Annotated in this window: 4 protein-coding genes; all 4 read left to right on the forward strand. The window is 62.5% G+C overall.

The features are described 5' to 3' along the window. On the forward strand, positions 1 to 1,197 hold a 1,197-nt coding region (locus tag ACLP25_RS05235), incomplete at its 5' end, for a cytochrome P450 (RefSeq protein WP_442468170.1). A 66-nt stretch (positions 1,198 to 1,263) separates the two neighbouring features. After that, on the forward strand, positions 1,264 to 2,154 hold the full coding sequence (locus ACLP25_RS05240; protein WP_442468171.1) for a UbiA family prenyltransferase: 891 nt from the start codon (positions 1,264 to 1,266) through the stop codon (positions 2,152 to 2,154). 316 nt (positions 2,155 to 2,470) lie between these two features. Then, a complete protein-coding gene (locus ACLP25_RS05245) occupies positions 2,471 to 3,073 on the forward strand; it encodes a DUF309 domain-containing protein (protein ID WP_442468172.1) in 603 nt (200 codons plus the stop codon). A 462-nt stretch (positions 3,074 to 3,535) separates the two neighbouring features. Further along, positions 3,536 to 5,188, forward strand: a complete 1,653-nt coding sequence (locus ACLP25_RS05250) for an alpha,alpha-trehalose-phosphate synthase (UDP-forming) (RefSeq protein WP_442468173.1) — start codon at positions 3,536 to 3,538, stop codon at positions 5,186 to 5,188. The last annotated feature ends 87 nt before the right edge of the window (positions 5,189 to 5,275 follow it).

A 5,275-nucleotide genomic window follows, 5' to 3' on the forward strand; every position in this document is an offset into this window, starting at 1 on the left:
CTCAACGGCGCCGATTCTATCCAACGGGTCCTGGTCGACAATATTGAGAATTATCGCCGGCCGCCGCCGACGGTCCGCATCCTCGCGCCGATCGTCGGCGACGGGCTGCTGCTCAGCGAAGGGGACGACTGGAAGAAGCAGCGGCGCACCGTGGCGCCGGCCTTCGCGAACCGGTTCTTGCCCGTTTTGTCGCGCCATGTCGCCGGCGCGACGCACGAGACTATGGCCGAGCTGAGGGCTGCGCGCGCGGACACGACGGATCTGCTCGCGACGGCGCAGCATCTCTCGCTCGAGATCGCCGCCCGCTCGATGTTTTCGCTCGATCTGGGGCCCTACGGCGCGGCACTCCGGTCCATGATCGAGAGTTACCGACCATGGCTTGGTCGGCCGGGCGTCCTCGACATCCTTCTGCCGCGGACCGTTCCCTCGCCGCGCGACATCGCCCGCCGCCTCTTCCGGTCCCGGTGGACCAGGCTCATGGACGCGGTCGTCGCCGCCCGGCCGGAAGCGCCTGCCGAGGATGCCGCCCGCGACCTCTTTGACCTTCTGAAGGCCACCCGTGACCCCGACACCGGGCTCGGACTCTCGCCGGATCAGCTGCGTGACCAAGTGGCGACCATGATCCTGGCCGGGCACGAAACCACAGCTCTCGCCATCTTTTGGTCAGCATTTCTGGTGGCGGCAGCGCCGGCGGCGCAGGCTCACATTGCTGCTGAGGTTCGGGGCCTCGATCTCGGGTCGGCTTCAGCCGGCGCCGCCCTTCAGCGGCTACCGTTCACGCGAGCGGTCGTATCCGAGACACTGCGCCTCTACCCGCCCGCCTTCCTGATCGCCCGGCAGGCCGTCGGGGCCGATCGCTGCGGCGCAGTCGAAATCCCTCGGGAGACACTGGTCATCATTTCTCCGTGGGTTTTGCACCGTCACCGGCGACGTTGGGCGGACCCGGACGCCTTCGATCCGACGCGTTTTCTCGGCGATCGGCAGGTTGCACGCTACGCGTACATGCCGTTCGGCGCTGGGCCCCGAGTTTGTGTCGGGGCCCAGTTCGGGCTCGCCGAGGCCGTGCTGGTGCTGGCCATCCTCGTCCAGACCTTCGAGCTTGGCCTTGCCGATCTGCGGCCAGTCGTTCCGGCCGCTGTCGTCAGCATGCAGCCGGAACGGTCTGTGCCTTTCCGTCTCCGCCCGAGGCGAGCGTGAGTAACAAGCGAGGAGCGACTGCATGATCGCAAGACAAGGCTGGGATCGACCGCGGGAAGGATCACAATGAAGCCGCTCTTGCCGACCGCAACCGACGGGCCGTCGTGGCGCCGCGGGCGTTACGTACGTGGGCTCTATCGTCTGGGTCATCCGCTGCCGACTTTCGCGACGGCTGCCGCGGTCGTCCTATTCGTCGCGACTGCACGGAATGGCCGTGCGCCGCTTGTCGACCTCTTCGTCGCGTTTCTCGTATTCTACCTCCTGCTCTATTCCATTGGCGCGATGAACGATTATTGCGACGAGGCCGTGGACAGGGCCTCCGGCCGTCCTGAAAAGCCGCTCGCGGCCGGCGATGTGCCACGCGGGGCGGCGCTCGTCGCCTGGATCGGCGCCGCGGCGCTCTCCGTGGTGGCGGCGCTTTATTTCAATATTGCCGCCGCGGCGATGATCGTTCCCCTCTGGCTCGCCGGGCTAGCCTATAATTTCTGGGCCAAGGCGACGGTGATCAGTTGGCTCCCGTTCGTGTTCTTCTACCCGTCTCTCCCGATATGGGCCTTCATCGCCGAGGGGACTTTTACCCCTGCGCTGCTACTCGCCTATCCGCTGCTCGCGCTGCTCGCCGTGGCCCTCAACATCGCCAACACGCTTCCGGATGTTGAGCGGGACCGACTTGTGGGCGTCGACGGGTTGACGCACCGCCTGGGGGTCCGGCGGGGCCTGATGCTGCTGTGGATTCTGCTCGGCGGAACGATCATCCTGATGGCGCTCACGCTGCTTCTCGGCCGCAACGACCCCGGGGTGCTCGGCGCGGGCCTCGCCGCCGGGACAGTGTTGCTGTCCGTCATGATCGCTGACGGACTCCTCATCGCAGGTCCCTCCAGCCTGCGGCGATCTTATTATCTCAGCATTCTCTGCGCGATAAATCTAGGATATGCGTGGATCGCAAGTATGTCATAGGACCTGAAAGAGCCAGCCAAATCTCGGCCCAAGGCCATCGGAGACAGCTTTCGCACCCGCCGCCGTTGGTCTACTTCGAAATGCCAGAGAATTCGGGCGGGACCACCGCTATCAGTTGCATCTGGCCAAGCAGTACATCGGCCCCACATCACCCTCTGCTGGCAGAGGCTAGGCCGGCCTGGCTCGTCGCTGAGCACGCATGTGGAGCATGGACTGGCGCTGCGATGACGGGGTGACAGTCGATATCGTAATGCCTATGGCGTTATGAGCGTACGGCTGCGCAAAGGTCCCGATAATACCTGATGGTTATGGTTCGATGCTACGTCCGCGCTGGCTATCGCAGAAGTGCTTTCCGCCCTACGCGTATCTGCCGGGTCGGGAACCGCATCCCACGCGCGATCCCACGGGACATAGCTACCATGTCGAACCGATTCCCGTTGCCGCGGAGGCGTCGTTTCGCTCAGACTCATTCCTCTGGGGTCTCGATCTCTTCAATCACGGCTATTACTGGGAGGCTCACGAGGCTTGGGAAAGCCTTTGGCGAGTTGCGGAGCGAGGTAGCTCGTTGCGTATGCTCTTCAAGGCGTTGATCTTGTTGTCAGCAGCGGGCGTCAAGATACGGGACGGGAAACATGCCGTGGCTTTGCGGCACGCCGGGCGCGGCGCGGAGTTGCTTCGCCAACTGATGAAGGCGCCCGACCGCTCCTTTGAGGGCGCGCTCGGCATGTCACCTGCGGCGCTCGCTGAACATGCCGAAGCGGCCGCTAAAATACCCGCCGTTTTACAGGCGACGGCGCCCGGACAGCCGCAACCTGTGTTCAATTTCGTTCTTGGATCAAAGCGCCGCCGCGGGCGGGGTCCCCGCCGTCCCGGGTGCGTTCTATCGAATCGTAGTGGGCGGCTCGACCGACATTCCTAATCCCGGGAGAACGTCCGGTTTCCGGTCGAACGTAATTTTCACATGGATTCGACCCGGAAAACTGTGGCCATATGCATCAAGGTAAGTGTCCCCCGGCTCACACTTTCGCGACAGGGGCGACACGGGCGACAAGTCTTTACACGCTAGCATTCAACTCTTGATAGGGCCAGGCTCGGAATCTACTCACCTATCCGAAATCACGGCTCCTTTGCCGGCTATCTGGTTTTGGCGTGAGACCCTCGGGTTTTCCTCCTCCTGTGAGGGCGGGCTTGAAAGATGCATCGCCCGACGCGCCGCGTCCCCGTTCGCTTGGCGCCGCGTCCTGATCGTGGAGGAGGCGCTCGAGGGCGACGTCCTGAGGGGACACTCGTCTTTCCCGGTCCCATAGGTAAAATCCGACCCTATCGCCACGGCGGGAACCGGTATTCTCTGACTCGTATCAAGCTCGCAAGAGGCGGAGGTATGCTGGAACATAACTTGATCGCAAGCAGTCTGATCGCACTGGGCAGCTGGTCCATGGCGACAGTGCGAGCACGCGCCGATGGGGGATCCAGCGTACTGGATCGGACGATCGGCGCTCAGGAGGAGGCCACAGGAACCGCGCCCAGTCGAGACAACGATGGCGGGGATCACCAACGCCGCGTCGTCGAGCAGGGAGGAAGCAGAGGCCCGCGTCTGATCATTGTCTCAAACCGAGTAGCCGTGCCTGAGCAGGGCAACAAACAGATCGCGGGGGGACTCGAGGTCGCTGTGAAAGCTGCGCTGAGAAACCGCACAGGCGTATGGTTTGGCTGTAGCGGCAAGATCGACGACACAGAGCCAGCCGAACCGCGCACCGTCGAGCGCAATCATATAACCTACGCCATCATAGATCTGTCGAAAAATGATTTTGAGGAATATTATAATGGGCTGGCGAATCGGGTCTTGTGGCCAATCTTGCACTATCGGGTCGATTTGCAGGAATATTCGCGCGCCAATCAATCAGGCTATATGCGGGTCAATCGCCTTTTCGCCGAAAGACTCAGCGCCTTCGTCAGAGAAGACGATGTCATTTGGGTGCATGATTACCACCTGATGCCGTTGGCCCGCGAACTGCGCGCCCGAGGGCATCTCAATCCGATTGGTTTCTTCCTGCACATCCCCTGCGCTCCCTTGGATATTCTGCGCACATTGCCGCACCACCAGGAGATCCTCGGCGCCCTTACAGACTATGATCTCGTCGGCTTTCAGACCGAGAACGATCGCGATAATTTCGCAGCATACGTCTTGACGATACCGGGCGCCAAGGCTGCGCGCGCCCTCACTTTCGAAGTGCACGGACGCCAGACCCGCATCGGCGCTTTTCCGGTCAGTATCGAGACTGCCACTTACGCGCGCCTCGCGCGCAATGCCGCGCGTTCGCCGCTCGCCAGGGAAATCGGAGAAAGCCTCAAGGGGTTGCGTCTCGTGCTTGGCGTCGACCGCCTCGATTGTTGCAAGGGCATTGTGCAACGCATCAACGCTTTCGACCGCTTTCTCGAACTCAACCCAGAGTGGCGATCACGGGTCACCCTGTTGCAGATCACGCCAGGAAGCCGTTCCGATATCACGGACCAAGCCGCGACCGAGAATGAAGCGACGACGCTGACCGCCAGAGTCAACGGCCGTTATGGCGAGGCGTCCTGGACGCCGATACGCTATGTCAATTGTTACCATTCACGCACCGCGCTCTCGGGCATCTACCGCGCAGCCGATGTGGCGTTGGTTACGCCGCTTCGGGAGGGCATGAACCTCGTCGCCAAGGAATATGTCGCGGCGCAGGATGCGGAGAATCCGGGAGTGCTCGTCCTTTCGCAATTCGCCGGCGCGACTGCGGAACTCACCGGGGCGCTGATCGTCAATCCTCACGATAGCGAGGCCGTGGCAGCGGCGCTGAAGCGCGCATTGGAAATGCCTTTGGCCGAGCGGCGCGAACGCCACGGCCCCATGCTCAAGCATCTCCTGGTCCATGATGTCGAACATTGGGCGGAAAGCTTTCTTTCCGCGCTTGCGGAGACGCGGCAACGTCCCGGCCTGATGAGCGACCTGCGGGCGTTCCTCACCCCTTCCTGGTCGCGGGGACCGATGTCCCCGTAATATCAGCGCGTCATAGGGCTCCGAGAGCACACTATGGTACACGTTAACATCGTGGGGCGAGAAATCGGCAAATTGAAACCTGATTTT

The sequence above is a fragment of the Roseiarcus sp. genome (genome assembly GCF_052145395.1).
Classification (GTDB): domain Bacteria; phylum Pseudomonadota; class Alphaproteobacteria; order Rhizobiales; family Beijerinckiaceae; genus Roseiarcus.